This window comes from Neorhizobium huautlense (genome assembly GCF_002968575.1).
In the GTDB taxonomy this organism is placed as follows: domain Bacteria; phylum Pseudomonadota; class Alphaproteobacteria; order Rhizobiales; family Rhizobiaceae; genus Neorhizobium; species Neorhizobium huautlense.
This window is the reverse complement of record NZ_PVBM01000001.1, coordinates 312,837-333,474: the sequence shown is the minus strand read 5'-3', so window position 1 is coordinate 333,474 and position 20,638 is coordinate 312,837. Positions and strand designations below refer to the sequence as shown.

General features: G+C 61.1%; 18 protein-coding genes and 1 pseudogene. 8 read left to right on the top strand and 11 right to left on the bottom strand.

Annotation, left to right across the window (positions count from 1 at the left end; translation table 11 throughout):
- Positions 1-424 precede the first annotated feature (424 nt).
- The 6 genes from carB to C5L12_RS01510 all read right to left on the bottom strand — a co-directional run bounded on the left by carB (position 425) and on the right by C5L12_RS01510 (position 7,689).
- The gene (gene carB / locus C5L12_RS01535; protein ID WP_105370239.1) at positions 425-3,913 is read right to left on the bottom strand and encodes a carbamoyl-phosphate synthase large subunit; all 3,489 of its coding nucleotides are present in this window, start codon (positions 3,911-3,913) and stop codon (positions 425-427) included.
- A gap of 218 nt (positions 3,914-4,131) precedes the next feature.
- Entirely contained in the window at positions 4,132-4,548 is a 417-nt protein-coding gene (locus tag C5L12_RS01530) for a DoxX family protein (protein ID WP_245422729.1), read from the bottom strand.
- A gap of 89 nt (positions 4,549-4,637) precedes the next feature.
- Positions 4,638-5,438, bottom strand: a complete 801-nt coding sequence (locus C5L12_RS01525; protein WP_105370237.1) for an HvfC/BufC N-terminal domain-containing protein — start codon at positions 5,436-5,438, stop codon at positions 4,638-4,640.
- On the bottom strand, positions 5,425-6,342 hold the full coding sequence (bufB, locus tag C5L12_RS01520) for an MNIO family bufferin maturase (protein WP_105370236.1): 918 nt from the start codon (positions 6,340-6,342) through the stop codon (positions 5,425-5,427). Before bufB ends, C5L12_RS01525 begins: the two co-directional genes overlap by 14 nt.
- A gap of 46 nt (positions 6,343-6,388) precedes the next feature.
- Positions 6,389-6,712: a BufA1 family periplasmic bufferin-type metallophore gene (locus tag C5L12_RS01515; RefSeq protein ID WP_105370235.1), complete on the bottom strand. Its 324-nt coding sequence runs from the start codon at positions 6,710-6,712 to the stop codon at positions 6,389-6,391.
- A gap of 146 nt (positions 6,713-6,858) precedes the next feature.
- Positions 6,859-7,689 carry a LytTR family DNA-binding domain-containing protein gene (locus C5L12_RS01510; protein ID WP_105370234.1) on the bottom strand — a complete coding sequence of 277 codons (831 nt, stop codon included), beginning with the start codon at positions 7,687-7,689 and terminating at the stop codon, positions 6,859-6,861.
- A 100-nt stretch (positions 7,690-7,789) separates the two neighbouring features.
- On the opposite strand from C5L12_RS01510, the gene C5L12_RS01505 reads away from it, so the two are divergent.
- The 3 genes from C5L12_RS01505 (at position 7,790) to ypfJ (ending at position 10,624) form a co-directional block, all read left to right on the top strand.
- A complete protein-coding gene (locus C5L12_RS01505; RefSeq protein WP_105370233.1) occupies positions 7,790-8,272 on the top strand; it encodes a DUF2306 domain-containing protein in 483 nt (160 codons plus the stop codon).
- A 138-nt stretch (positions 8,273-8,410) separates the two neighbouring features.
- Positions 8,411-9,622: an MFS transporter gene (locus tag C5L12_RS01500; RefSeq protein WP_105370232.1), complete on the top strand. Its 1,212-nt coding sequence runs from the start codon at positions 8,411-8,413 to the stop codon at positions 9,620-9,622.
- Between the two features lie 102 nt (positions 9,623-9,724).
- On the top strand, positions 9,725-10,624 hold the full coding sequence (gene ypfJ, locus C5L12_RS01495; protein ID WP_105370231.1) for a KPN_02809 family neutral zinc metallopeptidase: 900 nt from the start codon (positions 9,725-9,727) through the stop codon (positions 10,622-10,624).
- Between the two features lie 638 nt (positions 10,625-11,262).
- On the opposite strand, the gene C5L12_RS01490 is transcribed toward ypfJ, so the two are convergent.
- Both C5L12_RS01490 and C5L12_RS01485 read right to left on the bottom strand, forming a co-directional pair.
- On the bottom strand, positions 11,263-11,745 hold the full coding sequence (locus tag C5L12_RS01490) for an SRPBCC family protein (protein ID WP_105370230.1): 483 nt from the start codon (positions 11,743-11,745) through the stop codon (positions 11,263-11,265).
- A 150-nt stretch (positions 11,746-11,895) separates the two neighbouring features.
- A complete protein-coding gene (locus C5L12_RS01485; RefSeq protein WP_105370229.1) occupies positions 11,896-12,375 on the bottom strand; it encodes a DUF2938 domain-containing protein in 480 nt (159 codons plus the stop codon).
- 325 nt (positions 12,376-12,700) lie between these two features.
- On the opposite strand from C5L12_RS01485, the gene C5L12_RS01480 reads away from it, so the two are divergent.
- Positions 12,701-13,960 (top strand): TCR/Tet family MFS transporter, encoded by a 1,260-nt coding sequence (locus tag C5L12_RS01480; RefSeq protein ID WP_105370228.1) that lies wholly within the window; start codon positions 12,701-12,703, stop codon positions 13,958-13,960.
- Here the strand turns inward: C5L12_RS01480 and C5L12_RS28015 are convergent.
- Positions 13,948-14,088, bottom strand: a complete 141-nt coding sequence (locus C5L12_RS28015; protein ID WP_157948974.1) for a hypothetical protein — start codon at positions 14,086-14,088, stop codon at positions 13,948-13,950. The two genes, C5L12_RS01480 and C5L12_RS28015, sit on opposite strands and share 13 nt — an antisense overlap.
- Here C5L12_RS28015 and C5L12_RS01475 point away from each other — a divergent pair.
- Positions 14,087-15,484, top strand: a complete 1,398-nt coding sequence (locus C5L12_RS01475) for an MATE family efflux transporter (protein WP_105370227.1) — start codon at positions 14,087-14,089, stop codon at positions 15,482-15,484. The two genes, C5L12_RS28015 and C5L12_RS01475, sit on opposite strands and share 2 nt — an antisense overlap.
- 19 nt (positions 15,485-15,503) lie before the next feature.
- Here the strand turns inward: C5L12_RS01475 and C5L12_RS01470 are convergent, their stop codons facing one another.
- Both C5L12_RS01470 and carA read right to left on the bottom strand, forming a co-directional pair.
- Positions 15,504-15,854 (bottom strand): antibiotic biosynthesis monooxygenase family protein, encoded by a 351-nt coding sequence (locus C5L12_RS01470; protein WP_105370226.1) that lies wholly within the window; start codon positions 15,852-15,854, stop codon positions 15,504-15,506.
- Positions 15,855-15,948: 94 nt separating this feature from the next.
- Positions 15,949-17,166 (bottom strand): glutamine-hydrolyzing carbamoyl-phosphate synthase small subunit, encoded by a 1,218-nt coding sequence (gene carA / locus C5L12_RS01465; protein WP_425350722.1) that lies wholly within the window; start codon positions 17,164-17,166, stop codon positions 15,949-15,951.
- Between the two features lie 323 nt (positions 17,167-17,489).
- Here carA and C5L12_RS01460 point away from each other — a divergent pair, with 323 nt between their 5' ends.
- The 3 genes and pseudogenes from C5L12_RS01460 to C5L12_RS01450 all read left to right on the top strand — a co-directional run bounded on the left by C5L12_RS01460 (position 17,490) and on the right by C5L12_RS01450 (position 20,594).
- The gene (locus C5L12_RS01460; RefSeq protein ID WP_105370224.1) at positions 17,490-17,942 is read left to right on the top strand and encodes a GatB/YqeY domain-containing protein; all 453 of its coding nucleotides are present in this window, start codon (positions 17,490-17,492) and stop codon (positions 17,940-17,942) included.
- Positions 17,943-18,158: 216 nt separating this feature from the next.
- The gene (gene dnaG / locus C5L12_RS01455) at positions 18,159-20,159 is read left to right on the top strand and encodes a DNA primase (RefSeq protein ID WP_105370361.1); all 2,001 of its coding nucleotides are present in this window, start codon (positions 18,159-18,161) and stop codon (positions 20,157-20,159) included.
- Between the two features lie 88 nt (positions 20,160-20,247).
- Positions 20,248-20,594, top strand: a pseudogene (locus tag C5L12_RS01450) (GFA family protein).
- Positions 20,595-20,638 lie beyond the last annotated feature (44 nt).

The following is a 20,638-nucleotide window of genomic DNA, read 5'->3' as shown; positions in this document are numbered from 1 at the left end:
GGGCGATTATCCACCAGCCGAAATGGGCGTATTGTCGTTTCCCGGATCACAAATGTATGCGACTGGCGCAGGCGCGGCGACACGGGCTCAGGTCTGGCTAAAAGCCATCAACCGCGATGATCGGCTGCCAGAGACATGGTGCCCACTTGTTCTTAAATGCCTTCAGCGTCGATCCTGGAGGGCTCGCCGATGACGAGGCGGCTGAGATATCTGATTGTCTCGATACTGATATCGCTTGTGATGTGGGCGACCATCGTCGCCATCGCGCTATTGGTGTGGCGACTGATCCGAGACTATTTTTGAAGCGAGATGCGGCGCCGACCGCGGGCGAACGCCGCGGCTTTTTAAGCAGCCCTTTGCCGGGCCCCCGAGCGGACGCCCCTTATGGAAGGGCGTCCATCGGAGATGGTGGAAACAGAGGCGTTCAGGCGAAATAGCTCTGCAGCGGGCGGACTTCGAGATTGCCTGCCTTCAGGGCCCTGATGGCCATGGCTGCGGCTTCGGCGCCGGCCATGGTGGTGTAATAGGGCACCTTCTGCATCAGCGTGGCGCGGCGCAGCGACTTGGAATCCGATATCGCCTTGTTGCCGTCCGTCGTGTTGATGACCAGCTGGACCTGACGGTTGCGGATCGCGTCTTCGATATGCGGCCGGCCTTCGAGAACCTTGTTGATCTTTGTGGCTTCGATGCCGTTTTCACCCAGGAAGCGCGCGGTGCCGCCGGTTGCCAGGACCTTGAAGCCGATTTCGGTCAGGATGCGGATCGCCGGCAGGACGCGGGCCTTGTCCTCATCGCGCACCGAGACGAAGACCGTGCCGGTGCGCGGCAGTTCGACGCCGGCGCCGAGCTGCGACTTGGCAAACGCGAGGGCAAAATCCGTGTCGAGGCCGATCACTTCGCCGGTCGAGCGCATTTCCGGCCCAAGCAGGGTATCCACGCCCGGGAATTTGGCGAACGGGAAGACAGCTTCCTTGACCGCGATGTGCTTCAGGTTGCGCGGGTCTGGCTTCTTGCCGTAGGCGGCAAATGTCGGATCGAGCTTCTCGCCCGCCATGACGCGGGCGGCGAGCTTGGCGATCGGTGCGCCGATGGTCTTGGCAACGAAGGGCACGGTGCGCGAGGCGCGCGGGTTGACTTCCAGTACGTAGACGGTGCCGTCCTTGATGGCGAACTGGACGTTCATCAGGCCAACAACGTTCAGAGCCTTGGCCATAGCTTTCGACTGGCGTTCCAGTTCGTCGATGAGCTCCGGCGAGAGAGTGCGCGGCGGCAGCGAGCAGGCGCTATCGCCCGAATGGATGCCTGCTTCCTCGATATGCTCCATGATGCCGGCGACATAGACGTCAGTGCCGTCGCAGAGGCAGTCGACGTCCACCTCGATCGCATGGGTGAGATAGCTGTCGAACAACAGCGGATTCTTGCCGAGCAGGGTGTTGATCTGGCCGGTCTTGTCATTCGGGTAACGCTGCTTGATGTCTTCCGGCACGAGGCCCGGAACGGTGTCGAGCAGGTAGGTCTGCAGCATCGATTCCGAATGGATGATCTGCATGGCGCGGCCGCCGAGGACGTAGGACGGGCGGACAACCAGAGGGAAGCCGATTTCGGCCGCGACCAGCCGGGCCTGCTCGACGGAGTAGGCGATACCGTTGTTCGGCTGGTTGAGATCGAGCTTCATCAGCAGCTTCTGGAAGCGGTCGCGGTCTTCGGCGAGGTCGATCATGTCGGGTGCCGTGCCGAGGATCGGGATGCCGTTCTTTTCGAGCGCCTCCGCAAGCTTCAGCGGCGTCTGGCCGCCGAACTGGACGATGACGCCGACCACTTCGCCTTTTTCCTGTTCAGCGCGCAGGATCTCGATGACGTCTTCCGCCGTCAGCGGCTCGAAATAGAGGCGGTCGGAGGTGTCGTAGTCGGTCGAGACGGTTTCCGGGTTGCAGTTGATCATGATCGCTTCATAACCCGCGTCCTTCAATGCGAAGGCGGCATGGCAGCAGCAATAGTCGAACTCGATGCCCTGGCCGATGCGGTTCGGACCGCCGCCGAGGATAACGACCTTCTTTGCAGCGGAGACTTCCGCTTCGGAGCGGAGCGCACCGACGAAGGGCACTTCGTAGGTCGAGTACATATAGGCGGTCGGGGAGGCGAATTCGGCAGCGCAGGTGTCGATCCGCTTGAAAACCGGGCGGACATTCAGCGAGTTGCGCAGTTCGGCCACTTCCTTGGGGCGCTTGCCGGTAAGGCTCGCAAGGCGGGCGTCGGAGAAGCCCATGGCCTTCAGCATGCGAAGGTTTTCGGCGTCCGTGGGCAGGCCATGTTCCCGGATGCGCTCTTCCATGTCGATGATCGCCTTGAGCTGGGCGATGAACCAGGGATCGATCTTGCAGGCTTCGTGCACTTCCGCTTCGGTCAGGCCGAGGCGGAGCGCCTGGGCCACCATGCGCAGGCGATCGGGGGTCGGCGTGCCGATCGCGGCGCGAATGGCGTTCTTGGAGTTTTCGCCGTCTTCGAGACCGGGAATCTCGATCTCGTCGAGACCGGTGAGCCCGGTTTCAAGGCCGCGCAAAGCCTTCTGCAGCGACTCCGCGAATGTGCGGCCGATCGCCATCACTTCGCCGACCGACTTCATCGCGGTGGTGAGCGTCGGCTCAGCGCCCGGGAACTTCTCGAAGGCGAAACGCGGGATCTTGGTGACCACATAGTCGATCGACGGTTCGAACGAGGCGGGCGTCGCACCGCCGGTGATGTCGTTTTCCAGTTCGTCCAGCGTGTAACCGACGGCGAGCTTTGCCGCGACCTTGGCAATCGGGAAGCCGGTCGCCTTGGAGGCGAGCGCGGAGGAGCGCGAGACGCGCGGGTTCATTTCGATGACGACGAGGCGGCCGTCGGCCGGGTTGACCGCGAACTGCACGTTGGAGCCGCCGGTCTCGACGCCGATCTCGCGCAGAACCGCAATCGAGGCGTTGCGCATCATCTGGTATTCCTTGTCGGTCAGCGTCAGCGCCGGCGCGACGGTAATGGAATCGCCCGTGTGGACGCCCATCGGATCGATGTTCTCGATCGAGCAGATGATGATGCAGTTGTCCGCCTTGTCGCGGATCACTTCCATCTCATACTCTTTCCAGCCGAGCACCGACTCTTCGATCAGCACCTCGGTGGTTGGCGAAGCATCGAGGCCGCCCGAAACGATCTCGAAGAATTCCGAGCGGTTGTAGGCAATACCGCCGCCGGTGCCGCCGAGCGTGAAGGAGGGGCGGATGATCGCCGGCAGGCCGACATGATCGAGCGCCTGCGCGGCAATCGCCATGGCGTGGCTCATATAGCGCTGCTTGCGGTCGCTCTCGCCGAGATTCCACTGGTTCTCAAGGTCGTCGAGCGCCTTGTCCAGATCACCGCCCGAAAGGCGCTCGCGCAGCTTGGCGCGCTCGACCTCATGGCTCTTGCGATCGGTGTCCTTGATATCGGTGGCATTCGCCAGCATGGACTTCGGCGTCTCCAAACCGATCTTGGCCATGGCTTCGCGGAAGAGGGCGCGGTCCTCCGCCTTGTCGATGGCGGCTGGCTTGGCGCCGATCATTTCGACATTGTAGCGGTCCAGCACGCCCATGCGCTTGAGCGAGAGCGCGGTGTTCAGCGCCGTCTGGCCGCCCATGGTCGGCAGGAGCGCGTCAGGACGCTCCTTGGCGATGATCTTGGCGACGACTTCCGGGGTGATCGGCTCGACATAGGTCGCATCCGCGAGACCGGGATCGGTCATGATGGTCGCCGGGTTGGAGTTCACCAGGATGACCCGGTAACCTTCCTCCTTCAGCGCCTTGCAGGCCTGGGTACCGGAATAGTCGAACTCGCATGCCTGGCCGATGACGATCGGACCCGCGCCGATGATGAGGATCGATTTCAAATCTTGGCGCTTGGGCATGGGTATCTTTCCGCTTTTTCCTGCGCGAAAAACCGGCACGGTGTGGAATACCACCGGTCGGGTCGCGCGAGCATGTCTTTTCAGGCTAGACGCGGCTTATAGGCAAATGTTTTGGCGAACGGAACCCCATAAATCGCCAAATCGACAGAAAGCTCACCCGTGCCGGATGTCGGTTCCGTCCGTGCGGACCGCCGGAGCCTGGGACCTTCAATCGGCAATCATGCGCGGGAGGGGTTGCGGTCGATGCCGATAAACGAATCGAGCGACCACCGGCCGGGGCCTAAAGCCATGATGCCCAATGCCATCGCTGCCCATGTCAGATGGATGGGCCAGCCGTCGGGCACAGTCAGCTGAATGACGAGCGTCATCAGGAGAACGGCGAGCGCGGCTCCGCGCGTGACCAAACCAAGCACAAGAAGGAGCGGCAGCAGGATTTCAGCCGAGGCGGACATGAAGGCGACGGTACCGGGGAATGGATAGGGATATGGGCCCCCGGGCAGATGCAACTGGAACTCGGAGGAGAAGAGTAGGACGGCGACATCGTTCAGCTGCAGGAAACCGTCCCATTTGTTTATTCCCGAACGCCAGAACGGTACCGCAAGGGCGACCCTCAGGGCGAACTGCGTCAAGGGCATGGGCACAAGTCTTGAGATGACCGCGTAGGCAGCGCCAACCGAGGGCCGCAAGCCGGAGCCGTTTGTGAGAGCGGGGCTCTGTTTCGTCTTCATTTTCCCACTCCTCTCGTGGAAACATCGGAAAAAGCGCCGACCTCGATGATGCCGGATATGGCGGACGCAAGGTCGAAATCGGGGCAGGCGGCAAACGCATCGCCCGCCGCCTCGGCGAGAGTGCCTCCCGCAATCAGCCGCGCGAGCATGAGTGCCGCGCCACGCGAGAGCTTGCGGACTTCCACGTCCAATGCGGGCCGGGTTATCAGCGTCCATTCGGGCTCCGTCGCCGTGATGGGCCCGACCGGATCATCACTTCGATTTGCCGAAAAGATGGTGAATGCGGGATATTGCGAGCGGAGAAGGCGGGTCGCCGGATGGGCGACGAAACGGAGATCACCGATATCCACTGGCGCCGGCAACGTCAGCGCTTCCGCGGCAAGCACGGCTTCATCGGCAGCGTGATAGGCGTCGAGCCAGGCGCGCTCGATGCGCGCGACATCCGCCAGCCAAGGCATCGATCGCGCGTATTCGTATTGCGCAATGAAATCGGGGAATTCTCGCCCGTACTCAAAGAGCAGCGGCGAGGTCGGCGGCGTTTTGCGGATGTGGAAGCGGGCCATCGCCCGAAAAAAGTCGGGCCCGGTTATCCGCTGGGTCGCCGGGAAGACCGCGGCAAGCGCCTCGATCAAGCTGACCACGACATTGTTGCGGTAGATATTGAACCGCCGCTCCACGTCTTTCCCTCCAGGCGCCTGAACGTCAGGCGGTGGCGATCGACGGGGGTCGAGCAGGCATGATGAAAATGCCTGCGAATAGGCGTCGGATCTGGCGGTGCCGGCATCAGAGGGCTGCATGGCGGGCTTCCCTTCCATGGCTGGACGAATGCCGATCGAGGATCGCCTGCGCGGCGGCCGCTTCCTTTTCAAGCGTGATCCAGGCCGGAATTGCACTGTCCCATTCGACAAGGGTGGGGATCGGGCCGGTTCGGCATATGACGGTTTCGAACAATTGCCAGACGGCATCGCATACGGGCCCGTCATGGCTGTCGATCAGCAGCGTTCCGCCGTCCTCGTCGCTTTGCGCCTTGTGGCCTGCAAGATGGATTTCCTCGACGAGATCGAGCGGATAGTCCGCCAGATAGTCGAGCGGCGACGAGCTCAAGTTCGCCGCCGAAACGAAGACATTGTTGACGTCCAGAAGCAGGCCGCAGCCGGTCCGTTTCGTCAGAGCCCGGATGAATTCCGTTTCCGCCATCGTCGACTCCTTGAAGGAGAGATAGCTGGACGGGTTTTCCAGGAGGATCGGGCGGCCGATCGTCTGCTGGACTTCATCGATGTGGTCAGCCACATGCCGCAATGTCTGGTCGTTGTATGGCAACGGCAGGAGATCGTTGAAATAGGTGGTCTCGTGTGTCGACCAGGCCAGGTGTTCGGAAACCAGCGCAGGCTCGTAGCGATCAACCAGGGCCTTGAAGCGCGCCAGGTGCTCCCGGTCGAGCGGGCGAGGGCCGCCGATCGACATGCATACGCCGTGGACGGAAAGCGGATAGTCCTGGCGGATGCGGGACAGCGCCTGATGCGGCGGACCTCCCGGTCCCATATAGTTTTCGGCATGGATTTCGAAGAAGCCGCGTTTCGGAAACTGCGTCAGAATCGCGGGAAGGTGCTCGGGTTTGAAGCTCGTTCCTGCCTGCCCGTCGGCTCGGAAAGGCGGAAAGCGAAGGGCATTGTGCCCGATGTCATGCGTGTTCGGATCCATTTTATCCCTCCGCTTTCCGGAATTCAGCAATCAGGAAGGCCGGCAATCACGAAGGAATGTCGCGAGTGAGAGCCTGCTTGGATCCCATGCGGTTCCCTGGCAGCTTCATGGTCTCGCAGGTTCCCCCATTGACGAATTTCCAGGCATTGCCCTGGTAGTCGACCGTCGAGGTGCCCTGGCAGGTGGTTCCCGGGCCTGCGGCGCAATCGTTCTGCCCCTTCATGGCGACGCCGAAGCATTTCTCCTTGCCGGCATCCATGGCCGACTTGACTTCCGCCTGGGACAGGGGGGCGGCATAGGCGATCGATGACAGTGCCGATGCGACGGCCGCCGCGAGGATGGCCGTTGTTACTGATGTACCTGTTGACATATCGTCTCCTCCAGAGAGCGAGTGTGGGTGTGCGTCTCAGCGCACATCGGCTTATTCGTCAGGAGGAGAGTGAGGTTACATCCATAAGGAACACGACTTCGTGATGACCTTAGGGGGCGGGACGGATGCCCGTGCCGACAGCCGCCTTACCCCGGAAACCGCTTGAAGCGCTGGCGCACCGCTTCCAGATTGGGCCGGCTGACCGGGATCTTGGAACCGTCCGACATGACGATAAACAGCTTGCCGTTGTCGCGCATCAATTTTTCGACCTGCGCTTCCGCCACCCAATGCGAGCGGTGTACCTGCAGGCCCGGCGTGTCCCCGAGCTCTTTCAGCGCGTCGGCAAAGCGCAGGAGGATAAGTTCCCGGCCGCGGAGGGTGATCACCTCGGTATAATGATCCTCGACGGACAGGCGCACGAGCGGCCCGCGGTTCTGCGGTTTCAGCCGTCCAAGGATTTCCGGGCCGGACGGCTGTCTGGCAGCAGGAGGAGCGAGGGCGGCCGGCGGCTCTGACGAGGTGGGGTATGTGGCCGCTGCGGCGATCTGACGATGCATCGCCGTGTAGGTGAGCAGACAGAAGAGGGCGCAGAGCGGAAGGGCGACAAGGGCGCGGCGCAAACCGTTGCCAGTTTCCGCCCAATCTCCCGTGAACGCGAAGTCGATGAGGCCGAGCGCAAAGCCGATCGGCAAGGCTGCAACCAGCGAGCCGATCATCATGCGCAGCAGCGTATTGCCGAGCCGTTCGCGCAGGAGGACCTCGGCGGCGAGGGAAAGGGTAATCGCGATCGCCCAGGTAGCGGCATGTAGGATCAACCAGTAGCCGAGCCGGACACCGAACGTCATGCGTTCGAACGTGCCGTACGGACCGCTGACGGCGAAGATGAGGACCACCAGCGCAAAGGTCGCCCAAAAGCGCCGGGACCGGATGAAAAGCTGCAATTCGCGAAGCGTGGAGCTGAAAAACAGGTGACTCACGAAGTTGATCCGCCGTCTGCGCCATTCCGTTTGAGGACGGGTCAGTCATGGCGGAAACAGACGCCGAGTTCAATCGCCGGATAACTTGGAAAAGCTCGCCATGAATTTTCAACCGCTTCTCGACGCTCCGATTGCCGTGCAGATCCATGTCGCGGCGGTCCTGCCGGCAGCCGTGCTTGGCGCTTACATCCTCCTCAACCGCAAGGGCACGCCGCGGCATCGGCTGCTCGGAAAGATCTGGATGATGCTGATGGTGATGACCTCGCTCTCCAGCTTTTTCATCCACGAGATCAATCTTTTCCACGGTTTCAGCCCGATCCATCTCCTGTCGATTTCCGTGCTCGTTGGGGCGTGGCGGGCCATCACTGCCGCGCGCGCCAAAAATATCCGGGCGCACAAGGCGGCGGTCATCGGCATGTATTTCGGCGGCATCGTGATCGCCGGCCTCTTCACGCTGCTGCCCGGCCGCATCATGAATGCCGTCGTTTTCTCGGGCGGACCGAACTGGGTCATGATGCTTACCTTTGCCGCTATCGCCGCGATGTTCATCTTGCATCGGCGGCTTGCATCCGGTGGCACCTGATCGGACAAAATTTCGCGAACCGTACCGATATCAGCCCTGCTGTCATGGACACGCGCGGTCCGCAGGCATAAACACCGGCCAATAAGGAAATTTGCCGCAACGGCCATCGATAAGGACCGCTTGCGCGGAGGAAACCAGATGGCCGATGCAACTTCGAAACCTGTCGCCGCTGCCGCAGCGGAAGTGACGGTACTGCCGATCATCCTGGCGGTCAGCTTCTGCCACATGCTGAACGACATCATGCAGTCGATGATTTCGGCAATCTATCCGATGCTAAAGGCCGACTTCGCGCTCGATTTCTGGCAGATCGGCATTCTGACGCTTGCATTTCAATGCACCGCATCGCTGCTGCAGCCGGTGATCGGCATCGTCACCGACAAGAAGCCTTTTCCCTATTCGCTGCCGTTCGGCATGGGGTCGACTTTTATCGGCCTTTTCATCCTGGCCTGGTCGCAATCCTACCTGATGCTGGTGGTCGCCGCGTCACTGATCGGCGTCGGCTCGGCCGTATTCCATCCGGAATCTTCCCGCGTCGCGCGGCTTGCCTCCGGGGGGCGCTACGGTTTTGCGCAGGCTACATTCCAGGTCGGCGGCAATTTCGGCCAGTCGATCGGTCCGCTGCTTGCCGCGTTCATCATCGTCCCGAACGGGCAGGGGAGTGTTGCCTGGTTCTCGGTCATTGCCATGCTGGGGATATTCATCCTGGCCTGGGTCGCGCGCTGGTACAAGGCGCATATGGCGGCGAACAAGGGCCGGAAAAGGATTTTGAACGCGCACAGCCTGTCGAAGCGGACGGTGGCGACGGCACTCGTGGTGCTGGCGTTGCTGACCTTTTCCAAGAACATCTATATGGCGAGCATCAGCAGCTATTACACGTTCTTCGTGATCGAGCGTTTCGGCGTTACGGTGCAGCAGTCGCAGATCATGCTCTTCATCTTCCTCGGTGCCGTGGCGCTCGGAACGGTCGTCGGTGGCCCGATTGGTGACCGGTTCGGCACGAAGGTGGTGATCTGGTTCTCGATCCTTGGCGCGTTGCCCTTCACGCTCGCCATGCCGTTTGCAAACCTGCCCGTCACCATCGCACTTTCGGCGATTGTCGGCTTCATCATGGCCTCGTCCTTTCCGGCCATCGTCGTCATGGCGCAGGAACTGGTGCCCGGGCGCGTCGGCATGATCGCCGGCATCTTTTTCGGGCTCGCCTTCGGCATCGCTGGTATCGCGGCAGCTGTGCTCGGCGTTTTTGCCGACCTCTACGGGATCAGTTTCGTCTACACCCTCTGTGCGTTCCTTCCGGCGCTCGGCCTGCTGACGGTTTTCCTGCCCGGCAAGAGGGCCTTGAGGGTCGCTTGAGAGAGGAAAAATCTCCGTTATAGGTAATGGGATGGATCGCCTTTGCGGTCATCCGCATTATATCGCTTAATGGCGCAGTGTCGCCGAACAGGAGAGCGCCAGATGGAATGGAGAGGCCGCCGTCAATCGGACAATGTCGAGGACCGACGCGGTGCCTCCGCGGGTGGTTCCCTGGGGCGAGGCGGATTCCGAATTCCGATCGGCGGCGGCGGGCGCCGCGGCGGCGGGATCGGCATCGGCGGCATCGTTCTCATCCTGATCATCAGCTGGATTCTCGGTATCAATCCCCTGACGCTGCTTTCCGGCGGCGACATTGGTCTCGATGGCTCCGGCACGCAGCAGCAGACAACCAGAGCGCCCGCAAACGACGATACAACCGCCTTTGTTCGGACGGTTCTTGCCGAAACCGAGGATACCTGGAACGGCATTTTCCAGGCAAACGGCCAGAACTACCAGGAACCCAGCTTGGTGCTGTTTTCCGGACAGGTGAGTTCCGCCTGCGGCTTTGCCTCGTCCGCGACAGGCCCCTTCTACTGCCCCACCGATCGCAAGGTCTATCTCGACACGGAATTCTTCGGGGAGCTCGAGCAGCGGTTCGACGCGGCTGGTGACTTCGCGGAAGCCTATGTGGTGGCGCATGAGGTCGGTCATCACGTGCAGAACCTTCTTGGCATCCTACCGCGCTTCAATCAGGCCCGTCAGCGGATGAGCGAGACGGAGGCAAACCAGATGTCGGTGCGGGTCGAATTGCAGGCGGACTGCTTTGCCGGCGTCTGGGGCAAGTTCACGGAGCAAAGGGGCATTCTGGAACGCGGCGATCTGGAAGAGGCACTGAATGCCGCGCAGCAGATCGGCGACGACACGCTGCAGAAGCGCAGCCAGGGCTATGTGGTGCCGGAAAGCTTTAACCACGGAACCTCAGAACAGCGCATGCGCTGGTTCAAGCGCGGTTTCGATACCGGCGACATGAAGGCCTGCGACACGTTCTCCGGGGATGTGTGAAGACTAAGTTTCCGGTTTTGGTTTCAGCCCAGGATACACCTTGTGAGCCGGCGGTGCGGCATCTCCAACCCTCTCCTTGCGGGGAGGGATGGCCGGCAGGTCAGAGGAGTCGGCAGCCCGCATCGGCGGCGATCGGTGTAGAAAAATTCGAATCCGCTTAGCCAGATGAGTAACTTAACCCCTTTCTCATCCCCACCCTCCGCATCCATGCCTACAATTGCACCGCTTCCGTCGCCGGAGTGTTTCGCGAGACGTTCGCGGGCAGGCGGGAGCCGGCGCTTCCATCGGACCCGTAACGTGCGGGAAAGGTGGAAGAGGTGAAAGCCACGGAAGGAGACCGGGCAGCCGGACTTCCTCCTATCAAGCCTCCCCCTGGCCACCGGGCCAGGTTCGGTATAGCCGTGCAAGTGGCAAGGTTTCCCGAAAGGAGACCGCGAATGAAGCCACGCAGCGAGGCGAGGTGATCACCTGTAGGGGCAGGACACCCCGAGAGAACGCCGAAGGCCACGCGAATGCGGAGCCACACTATACAATTCCAATGAGGTTCCGCATTCGTGTGGGCTCTCCGATCTTTGAAACCACGGGCGGGTTCGCCGCGTGCCCTTCTGGCATGTCCATCGACTCCCCCTCTACGAAGCCTACTTGTACATGCCCTCGCGCAGGTTGATGCCGTATTCCACATAGGCCTTCATCGCGCAGAGCATCTGAGACCAGCCCTGGCAATTGCCGTAGGATGCCGCCAGCCCGCCGGGTGTTTCCCTCCAGCCTTCTTCGGCGATGGTGACCAGCGTACGGTTGTCCTCGAGCGGTTCGAAAGTCATGGTCACCGTCGTGAAATAGTCCGAGGGCTTTACGTTTTCCGGACCCTCTTCCGCAGCGTTGCCTTCGTGAGCCGCCCATCGCAGCACGATTTCCCTGTTCTTTTCGACTTTGACGACTTGAACGGGGAAGGCGCCAGGAAAGTCGTGGAAATCCCATGTGACGGTTGCACCTGTTTCCAGCCGGCCCTGAGCGCCGCCGGTTGTGAAATACCCTGACAGTCTCTTCGGGTCGGCGACGGCCTCGAACACGTCCTCGACCGGCTTCGCAATCCGGCCCGATACCTTGAATTTCAGTTCCATCGCTCTTCTCCCTGGTTTTTGATGTAATAATGTTATAAAAAAATAACATGTCAAGCCACGAAAGAAGTAACGGACTTTCTGCTGGTTTGTGGGACGATTCAGGATGGATGGTGATTACAGCCTCGGCCGGGCGAGGCTGGATCCGCCGGATCAACGGATCAGGAACGCAGACCCATAGAGCCCGAGCGCGAAAACCGTGTGAGCGGCAAGATTGAGAAAACGGACCTTGTTCGGCTTCGGCGTCTTCGATGCGGCCCAGCCGATCCCCATGCCGGGTTGCATGAGGAACCAGCCGGCGGCAACCGTGACGATGCCGAAAATCCATGCGGGCACGAAGGTCGGAGCAGAGAACCAGCCGGGCCCGACGATGAAGGCGAAAACCGCTCCATAGAGGATGCCGACCGCATAATGGCCGGCCCAGCCGAGCGCCAGCTCGTGGGCATAGGGTTCTGCTGCGGCGATGTTTTCATGAAACACGGTTCCACGGGAGAGATGCCAGAACCAGCGTCCGCCCGGCGCCCAGTTGGCCTTCGGCTGGCCGAAAAACCGGTGTAGCAGGATGGCCCAGAGGTCCATGAGGATGGTAGCGCCGATGCCGATCAGAATGCCGCGCCAGAGGAGTTCGAACATAGGAAAGCCGCCATAGAAGAGGAATTCCTCTCTATGGTCTCCGGCCGTAAATGTCGAGCCGGGTTCTGCGGACAGGGGATATCCGTGGTTGCCGTGGCGGGCGTCGCTCCGCCGTCGTCAAGCGACTTGACCGGAAACGGTGTGCCGCTCCCTTGCTTCAAGGCGGGACAGCGGCGGACGCCGTGATCCCTATTCAGTCTGCTCATCCTCCCATCAAAAACTTTGAAATGTTCACTGATTGTTTCCTTTTCAGTTTGCCGGTATGTAGGCTGCCCGGCGACCCGGTCGTCTTTCCAGAAACCACAAAATCCTAGAGAGACATCCGATGCTCGATCCGAAATTCGTTCGCCGCGGTCTTTTCCTCGTCTTCATGATCCTGTTCCTGGACGTCATCGGGATCGCGATCATCATGCCCGTGTTGCCGACGTTCCTGCGGGAGTTGACGGGGGATGACGTGAGCGCTGCCGCCGTCGACGGCGGCTGGCTTCTCCTGATCTATTCCGCCATGCAGTTCCTGTTCGCACCGCTTCTCGGAAACCTGAGCGACCGTTTCGGGCGGCGGCCGATCCTCTTGGCGTCCGTCCTTACCTTCGCGCTCGACAATCTGATCTGCGCGGCTGCGACGAGCTTCTGGATGCTGTTCGTGGGGCGCGTACTGGCGGGCATTTCCGGCGGCAGTTTCGCGACCTGCTCGGCCTATATCGCCGACATCAGCAATGACGAGAACCGCGCCAAGAATTTCGGCCTGATCGGCATCGCATTCGGGGTCGGCTTTACGGTCGGACCTGTCATCGGCGGCTTGCTGGGGGAACTGGGGCCACGCGTGCCATTTCTAGGCGCCGGTCTCCTGTCGCTTGCCAATTTCATCGCTGCCTGGTTTCTGCTGCCGGAGACGCTCGACAGGGCCAACCGCAGGACGTTTGAATGGCGGCGGGCAAATCCGCTCGGAGCATTGCGCCAGATGCGCCATTATCCGGGCATCGGCTGGGTCATGCTGGTGATGTTTCTCTACTGGCAGGCGCATGCTGTCTATCCTTCCGTCTGGTCGTTTGTCTCCGCCTATCGCTACGGCTGGAGCGAAGGCCAGATCGGTCTGTCGCTCGGCCTTTTCGGGATCTGCGCGGCGCTCGTCATGGCATTTGTCCTGCCGAAGCTCGTGCCGGTTCTCGGCGAGTGGAAGACGGCGGTTCTTGGCCTTGTCTTCTCGTGCCTTGGATTGACGGGATATGCCTTCGCCTGGGAAGGCTGGATGGTCTATGCGATCATCCTTGCGACCACGATCGAAAATATCGCCGACCCGCCGCTGAGAAGCATTGCAGCCGGCAAGGTTCCCCCGTCGGCGCAAGGCGAATTGCAGGGTGCGATGGCCAGCCTCACGAGCCTGACGACGATCCTCGGCCCCGCGATTTTTACGCAACTCTTCAGTGCCTTTACCGGTCCGAGGGCGGCGGTCGAGTTCGCGGGCGCACCCTATCTGATGGCAGCAATCTTCATGCTGGTGGCCGTTTTGGTGTTTTTGAGCAAGATTTCCAGGAAAACTCCGGTCGCTGTAGTCGATAACGAGCTCAGCCATCAGATTTCTTGAAGAGACGGCCAAAAATTTTGCTGAATCGCGGCAAAGTGTTGCCGCCTGACGAATGCTTCTTTATACGCGAAGCTTCCGCCGCTCGCCAGTTCCTGGAAGCGGCGTTTTTCGTCTGCGGAGGTGCCCATGTCGAGCTCGAGCCAAGCCATGACGTTCCAGGGGTCCACGGACAACTCCTGGTCTTCGCATATGCGCGCGACCGTCGCCCTCGGCGTGCCGCTGGTGGGGGCGCAGCTTGCGCAGATGGCGATCCACACGACCGACGTCATCCTGGTCGGATGGCTCGGCACGACCGAACTTGCGTCCGTCGTGCTTGCAACGCAGATGTTCTTCATCGTCTTCATCTTCGGCACCGGTTTTACCAGCGCCGTCGTGCCGCTTGTCGCACAAGCTCTCGGGCATAGGGATCCGGTCCGCGTTCGCCGCTCCGTGCGAATGGGTTTCTGGATCGTTTTCGCCTACGGCGTTCTCACCGCGCCGCTCCTCTGGTTCTCAGAACCGATCCTGCTCAGGCTCGGCCAAGCGCCCGATGTCGCAGCTCTTGCGCAGAGCTATCTCAGGATCGCTCAATGGGGCATCTTTCCCGCGCTCGGATTGATGGCGCTTCGCAGCTTCGTCACGGGCCTCGAGAAGGGTAGCATCGTGCTTTATGTCACGATCGGTATGTTCCTGATGAACGCAGCGGTGGCCTATACGCTGATTTTCGGGCATTTCGGCGCGCCGGCGCTAGGGCTGCATGGGGCAGCGATCGCGGCGGTGAGCGCCAATCTCTGCGGCTTCCTGATTGCCGTCGTTTACGTGGAAAGCCAACCCCGGATGCGGGCCTACGAGGTCTTCGTGCGGTTCTGGCGCCCCGACTGGGCCATGGTCCGCGAGATCGTTGCGCTTGGTTTGCCGATCAGCTTCACCATTCTGGCGGAAACCAGCCTGTTTTCTGCAGCCTCACTGTTGATGGGCATGATCGGCAAACTGGAGCTTGCCGCGCACGGCATCGCGCTGCAGCTTGCCTCGATCGCCTTCATGATCCCGCTCGGTCTTGCCCAGGTGGCGACAGTGCGGGTGGGGCTTGCCAATGGCCGGAACGATTCGGTGGGCATCAGGCGCGCGGCGGTCGCCGTGCTGGCCGTCGGTATCTTCTTCACCGCGATCGGCAGCGTGCTTTACGCGGCAGTGCCACGCGCTCTCGGCGCCCTGTTCCTCGATACCCGGCAGGCAGATGCGGAAACCGTGCTGGCCCTTGCCGTGCCGTTGATCGCAATTGCCGGCGCGTTCCAGCTCGTCGACGGCCTGCAGGCGGTGGGAGCCGGGCTGCTGCGCGGCGTCAAGGATACCAAGGTGCCGATGATTCTCGCTCTCATCGCCTATTGGCCGATCGGTTTTGCCTGCGCCTGGACTTTTGCCTTCCCGCTTGGTTTCGGGGGCAAGGGCGTCTGGTTCGGCTTCGTCCTCGGCCTCGCCGCAGCCGCCGTCTTTCTCTGCGGGCGGTTCTGGCTTCTCGTCCGCGCCCCGAAAACGGCTCGCTGAAGCGGCTGGCCATGACGCTTCAGGCTGGAAGAAGTTCGCGAAGCGTCACAGGCTGATAGAATCCGACATGGGCTTCGATGCCGAGTCGCCTGGTGAGGGCCTGGCGGTCGATGCCGGCCTCGGCATCCGATTTTGCGACTGCGGCAATAACCGGTTGAAGGACGTGTTCTCCTTGGAATTTTATGATGGTGAGGAGGTTGAACTCCCCCGGGCCAGAATGCTGCTCGAGGATCAGATCGTCGACAAAACCGGGCTGCGACCGGATGACCTCGTGCGTCCTCCTGATGAGGCGCATGAACTCGTCCCGCGCATCCTCCGGCACCGAGAACCTGTTGACGCGCACGACGCCTGCCTTGTGTATTTCGCTCATGGAAAAACCCCTGCTCGTGTTGAACAGGGGTCTTGTGCAGCCTCAAGTATGGTTGAGGTCAATAGGTCGTCAGCGAGTTTTTTACAGCTTCAGGTCAGCGTTCGGCGAGAGCCGGTTCGCCCTTGCGCTCGCGAACGAGGTTGATAAAGCGGCGGAAGAGATAGTGGCTGTCCTGCGGTCCCGGCGAAGCTTCCGGATGATGCTGCACGGAAAAGACCGGCTTGCCGGAAAGGCGCAAGCCGCAATTGGTGCCGTCGAAGAGCGAAATGTGAGTCTCTTCAACGCCTTCCGGCAGAGACTTCGAATCGACTGCGAAGCCGTGATTCATCGAGACAATTTCCACCTTGCCGGTCGTGTGATCCTTGACCGGGTGATTGGCGCCGTGATGACCCTGATGCATCTTTTCGGTCTTTGCCCCCAGCGCAAGGCCGAGGATCTGGTGGCCGAGGCAGATGCCGAAGGTCGGGATATCGGTCTTGATGACGTCCTGGATGACCGGCACCGCATACTGGCCGGTTGCAGCCGGATCGCCCGGGCCATTCGAGAGGAAGATGCCATCCGGCTTCAAGGCCAGAATGTCTTCAGCCGAGGTCTGCGCCGGGACGACGGTGACCTTGCAATCAAGGCCGGCGAAGAGGCGCAGGATATTGCGCTTCACGCCGTAATCGACGCAAACAATATGGTACTTTGCGTCTTCCGGCTGGAGGTCGCTGTAGCTCTCGTTCCATACCCAAGGCTTCTGCGTCCACTGCGAGGACTGGCCGGAGGTGGCTTCCTTGGCGAGGTCAAGGCCTTCCAAGCCGCTCCATGCCTTGGCTTCGGCCTTCAGCGCCTCAATGTCGAAGACACCGTTCTGATCGTGGGCGATCACCGCATTCGGCGCGCCGTTCTGGCGGATCCAGGCGGTCAGCGCGCGGGTATCGATGCCCGAAAGCCCAACGATGCCGCGGGCCTTCAACCAGGCGTCGAGATGCTTGGCGGCACGGTAGTTGGAGGGCTCGGTGATGTCGGCCTTGAAGATGACGCCGACCGCGCCGCGCCGGGCGGCGGGCGTCAGGTCCTCGATGTCTTCTTCATTGGTGCCGACATTGCCGATATGGGGGAAGGTAAAGGTGACGATCTGGCCGAGATAGGAAGGGTCGGTGAGGATTTCTTCGTAACCCGTCAGCGCCGTATTGAAGACCACTTCGGCGGGCACCTTGCCGGTCGCTCCGATTCCCGTTCCTTCGATCACCGTTCCGTCGGCAAGAACGAGTACGGCGGTGGGTTTTTTCGTGGTCCAAGGGGCGGTGGCTGGAGCGGTCGCAGTCATGTTCATCCTTCTGCCTCACCGGTCCCATCCCTTGAAGGGACAGGCTGTAAAGGCCATCTATGGTCGCAGGAACGGGCGCGCAGGATACCGGCGCTAGCCCTGACATTCTAAATCTCGTGCAGGTGCCGGAAAATAAACAAAGCGGGCGGGATGGTCAATCACGCGAACCGAAGAATCCCTGACGATTATCCTCGTCTGAATTCAAGGTCTTAAGTGAATTGAATTGATTGCCCTCGGCCCGTCGTCTATGACACCGGCTTGGATGACAAGGAAAAGCCACAATTCCCGAGGCCTGCGCTCGGCTTTTCCCAAGGAGAAAAATGATGATGCGCGACAAGCTTTCCGAAGCGCTCAAGAATGCGATGAAGGCCAAGGACACGCGCCGGCTTTCCACCGTGCGGTTGATTCAGACGGCCATCAAGGACCGTGACATTGCCAACCGCGGTGTGGGCAAGGATCCGGTCAGCGATGACGATATCCTGCAGATTCTGCAGAAGATGGTGAAGCAGCGGGAGGAATCCGCCAAGATTTACGAGGATGCCGGCCGCGCCGAACTTGCAGCGCAGGAGCGCGAGGAAATCGGGGTCATCAAGGGCTTCATGCCGGAGCAGCTTTCAGATGAAAAGGTGCGCGGCCTCATTCAATCCGCGGTCACGGAAACTGGCGCACAGGGCCTGCGGGACATGGGCAAGGTCATGGCCGTCCTGAAGGAAAAATATCCGGGCCAGATGGACTTCGCCAAGGCTTCAGGCGTCGTGAAGGAACTTCTGAAGTAAGTTCACTGCACCAGTTGGAAAATCAGAAGGCGGGAAACCCGATTTCGGATTCCCGCCTTCTTGCGTTTACTGATCGCTTGCGGCGACTGCGGATTTGCGCGTACCGCCCTGACCGCATGGTGGATAGTTGGAGCCTGTGAATAGCGGGCACCATTTTTCTTCCTGGTGGCATTCGGTCGAGCCGGCGCTTATATGAAGTTTGGCTCAGAGGTGAAGATGCGCTTTTCCAACAGTTTTCTCGACGAAATCCGCGATCGCGTGCCGATATCGGCCGTGGTCGGCCGTCGGGTGACCTGGGATCGCAGGAAGACCAACGTCTCGCGCGGCGACTATTGGGCCTGCTGCCCGTTCCATGGGGAAAAGAGCCCGAGTTTCCACTGCGAGGACCGCAAGGGCCGGTACCATTGCTTTGGTTGCGGCGTGTCCGGCGATCATTTCCGGTTCCTGACCGATCTCGAAGGGCTGAGTTTTCCGGAGGCAGTGCAGCAGGTTGCCGACATGGCCGGCATCGCTCTGCCTCAGCCGGATCCGCAGGCCGAGAAGCGCGAAAAGGAGCGGACGTCGCTGCTCGACGTCATGGAGATGGCGGCGCGCTTCTTTCAAGATCAGCTCCAGAGCTCCGGCGGCGCAAAGGCGCGAGCCTATCTGCGCGATAGGGGGCTGACGAGCCGGACGATCGAGACGTTTCGGCTGGGTTATGCGCCGGAAAGCCGCAATGCGCTCAAGGAGTTTCTTGCGGGCAAGGGCGTGCCGAAGGAACAGATCGAGGCCTGCGGTTTGGTGCGGCATGGCGCCGACATCCCGGTCTCCTATGATTATTTCCGCGACCGCATCATGTTCCCGATCCTTTCGTCGCGGGAGAAGGTGATCGCCTTTGGCGGCCGCGCCATGGCACCGGATGCGCCGGCGAAATACATGAATTCGCCCGACACCGAACTCTTCCACAAGGGGCAGGTGCTCTACAATTTCGCCCGCGCCAGGCGGGCGGCACAGGCAACCGGCGGCAAAACCGAGGGCGCCACGATCATCGCGGTAGAAGGCTATATGGACGTGATCGCGCTGCATCAGGCCGGCGTCGAAAATGCGGTCGCGCCGCTTGGCACCGCCTTGACGGAAAACCAGCTCGATCTGCTCTGGAAGATTTCGCCGCTGCCAATCCTCTGCTTCGACGGCGACGGGGCGGGGCTGCGCGCCGCGAGCCGTGCCGCAGATCTCGCTTTGCCCTCCCTGAAGCCGGGGCGCTCGGTGCGTTTCGCGCTGCTACCGGACGGCAAGGATCCGGACGATCTGGTCAAGCAGGAGGGCAGGGCGCCGTTCGACAAGGTGATTGCGGATGCGAGGCCGCTTGTCGGCATGATCTGGCAACGCGAAGCCGCTTCAGGCAACTTTGAAACGCCGGAACAGCGCGCGGAGCTTGAGGCGCGGCTGAAGCAGATTGTATCGGTCATAGCAGATGAGAATGTCCGACGTCATTACCAGCAGGAAATCCGCGACCGCCTGAACAGTTTCTTTTCGCCGGTGCAACGTAGCGGCAACGGACGCCGCGAGGGGTTCCAGCGCGGTGGAACTCGGACAGGGCGCGGCGGCGCTGCGCCACAGGCAGGAGGGGGAGCCAGCCGCGGCGTCGGCATTTCCGATCGTCTTGCACGTTCCGGCCTGGTCCGCGGCCATCGAGACTTGCCGGCCCTTCGCGAGAGCGTACTGGCGCTGACCATCGTCAATCATCCGCAGCTTCTGCTCGAGGAATATGACGAGATAGCCGCCATCGATTTCGAGAACCGGGACTTGCAGCGTTTCTGGGCTGCCATGCTGCCGGCCGCGGCAACGGCGGGTGCGAACCTTTCACGCGAATATCTGACGCAGCGGCTTTCCGCTGAAGGGTTCGATGCCATCCTGAAATTGCTCGATCAGCAGATACGCAATGCGCGGCTGTGGACGGCAACGCAGCAGGCAGCGCCCGAGGATGCCCGCGAAGGTTATCGCCAGGCTCTGTCGCTTCACAAACGGACGAAGGCGCTTCGCGTCCAGAAGATCGAGCTGGAACGCGAAATTGCCGAGACGACCGAAGCGGGCGATGCGGCAGAAATCGAGCCGCTGCTCAGGGCGCTTTCGGAAGTCCAGCTCGAAATACTCCGCATGGAAAACCAGGAGGCCATTATCGACGGCTTCGGGGTCTTGTCAGGACGGGTGAAGGGGGCAGCCGTCAGCCACGGCTGATGCAATGCTCCGGCTTCACCCTTGCTCTTGCCGAACGAGATCTCGATCCTACCCTTTGCCCAGTGATTCTTATGTGTCGGGGAGATGGATGAGAATTTCGGGAAGCTGCCATTGCGGAAATATCGCCTTCGAGGCGGACGGCGAGTTCGACAAGGCGATGGAATGCAATTGTTCCTTCTGTCGCCGGAGGGGCGTATTGCTTGCCTTCGTACCGCGCGACAAGCTGGAACTGACGACGCCACGGGAGAACCTGTCGACCTATCACTTTAACAAAGAGGTGATCGCCCATCATTTCTGCGCCAGTTGCGGTATAGCTCCCTTCAGCGAAGCGGTTCTGCCAAACGGCACCGAGATGGAGCGATCAATCTCAGATGCGTTCCGGAAATCGACCTTGCAGCCCTGACGGTAACCCAGTATGACGGGGCGTCTCGCTGAGGAATGCGGCGGAGCGACGCGCGGGTCTTTTCTGTCGACCCAAA

Coding starts and splice junctions, on each gene's coding strand:
- carB (WP_105370239.1), bottom strand. CDS start 3,913: ATGCCCAAGCGCCAAGATTTGAAATCGATCCTCATCATCGGCGCGGGT.
- C5L12_RS01530 (WP_245422729.1), bottom strand. CDS start 4,548: ATGCCCTTGACGCAGTTCGCCCTGAGGGTCGCCCTTGCGGTACCGTTC.
- C5L12_RS01525 (WP_105370237.1), bottom strand. CDS start 5,438: ATGCAGCCCTCTGATGCCGGCACCGCCAGATCCGACGCCTATTCGCAG.
- bufB (WP_105370236.1), bottom strand. CDS start 6,342: ATGGATCCGAACACGCATGACATCGGGCACAATGCCCTTCGCTTTCCG.
- C5L12_RS01515 (WP_105370235.1), bottom strand. CDS start 6,712: ATGTCAACAGGTACATCAGTAACAACGGCCATCCTCGCGGCGGCCGTC.
- C5L12_RS01505 (WP_105370233.1), top strand. CDS start 7,790: ATGAATTTTCAACCGCTTCTCGACGCTCCGATTGCCGTGCAGATCCAT.
- C5L12_RS01500 (WP_105370232.1), top strand. CDS start 8,411: ATGGCCGATGCAACTTCGAAACCTGTCGCCGCTGCCGCAGCGGAAGTG.
- ypfJ (WP_105370231.1), top strand. CDS start 9,725: ATGGAATGGAGAGGCCGCCGTCAATCGGACAATGTCGAGGACCGACGC.
- C5L12_RS01490 (WP_105370230.1), bottom strand. CDS start 11,745: ATGGAACTGAAATTCAAGGTATCGGGCCGGATTGCGAAGCCGGTCGAG.
- C5L12_RS01485 (WP_105370229.1), bottom strand. CDS start 12,375: ATGTTCGAACTCCTCTGGCGCGGCATTCTGATCGGCATCGGCGCTACC.
- C5L12_RS01480 (WP_105370228.1), top strand. CDS start 12,701: ATGCTCGATCCGAAATTCGTTCGCCGCGGTCTTTTCCTCGTCTTCATG.
- C5L12_RS01475 (WP_105370227.1), top strand. CDS start 14,087: ATGTCGAGCTCGAGCCAAGCCATGACGTTCCAGGGGTCCACGGACAAC.
- C5L12_RS28015 (WP_157948974.1), bottom strand. CDS start 14,088: ATGGGCACCTCCGCAGACGAAAAACGCCGCTTCCAGGAACTGGCGAGC.
- C5L12_RS01470 (WP_105370226.1), bottom strand. CDS start 15,854: ATGAGCGAAATACACAAGGCAGGCGTCGTGCGCGTCAACAGGTTCTCG.
- carA (WP_425350722.1), bottom strand. CDS start 17,166: ATGACTGCGACCGCTCCAGCCACCGCCCCTTGGACCACGAAAAAACCC.
- C5L12_RS01460 (WP_105370224.1), top strand. CDS start 17,490: ATGATGCGCGACAAGCTTTCCGAAGCGCTCAAGAATGCGATGAAGGCC.
- dnaG (WP_105370361.1), top strand. CDS start 18,159: ATGCGCTTTTCCAACAGTTTTCTCGACGAAATCCGCGATCGCGTGCCG.